Origin of the sequence: Mycobacterium sp. E3247, assembly GCF_001667785.1 — a bacterium.
Lineage (GTDB): Bacteria > Actinomycetota > Actinomycetes > Mycobacteriales > Mycobacteriaceae > Mycobacterium.
This window is the reverse complement of the sequence record NZ_LZJG01000409.1, coordinates 1-800: the sequence shown is the minus strand read 5'-3', so window position 1 is coordinate 800 and position 800 is coordinate 1. Positions and strand designations below refer to the sequence as shown.

Below are 800 nucleotides of genomic sequence, written 5' to 3'. Positions count from 1 at the left end.
CGCGTTTCTCGCACTGCTCCTATTCTTCGACCAACAGATGCGGATTTCGTCCGTTTGGCAAGGAGACGAAATGAGGATTCGTTTCATTGTTTCGGCGCTCGGGGCTGTAGTGGTCGCGTTGGCGGTTGGGTGTGGCGGCGGGCAGGGCGGCGGCCACAACGCCACCTCGGTCGCACCCTCGCCGACGCCATCGATTCGCTGATCTTGGCGCCAGACCTGATTAACGAGATTGTCGGTGCGAAACTAAACTGGGCGTCCAAACCTCCGCCCGGCGCGACCTCCCCGCCCGTGGCCGCCTTCGTCGACGAGGGTAACCCGCAGTGCGAGCCGCTGATCGCGCCGGACACGTACTCGGTGGGGGTGGCTTACACCGCGTGGCGGAGCAATCTCTACAAAGAGGACAAGGACACGTACGAGCATGCGGTCCGTCAAGCCGTTGCGACGGTTGTCGATTCCAAAGCAGCGACGGTGTTGCTTGGCGACGCTTTTGCCAAGCGTCTCGATGCGTGCAGCAATGCCGTCATCCACCTGAGCGGCAAATATCGATGGAGATTCCAGAAGACCGACGCGACCGATACGGGAGTGCGGTGGACGGGAACGGAACTGGAGGACGGGCAGATCACCGGCTGGGTCTGCGCCAGCGAGGCGCGGGCAAAGAACAATGTGGTGATCTACGCGCAGGTGTGCCAATACGGCAATGGCGCTCCGGCCACCGCGACAGTTCTGGACAAGATGTCGGAGAAGATCCCCGGATAGACCCGGGAGAATCGGAATACTTTGTGCAGGATCCGGGAGGAGTA

The 800-nt window shown here is 61.5% G+C and carries 2 protein-coding genes; both read left to right on the top strand.

Translation table 11 applies throughout. From position 1 onward, the window contains the following. On the top strand, positions 1 to 202 hold a 202-nt coding region (locus A9X04_RS32420), incomplete at its 5' end, for a hypothetical protein (protein WP_369828931.1). Continuing rightward, positions 130 to 756, top strand: coding sequence for a sensor domain-containing protein (locus A9X04_RS32415; RefSeq protein WP_067924765.1), 627 nt, complete (start codon positions 130 to 132; stop codon positions 754 to 756). The genes A9X04_RS32420 and A9X04_RS32415, both read left to right, overlap by 73 nt. Positions 757 to 800 lie beyond the last annotated feature (44 nt).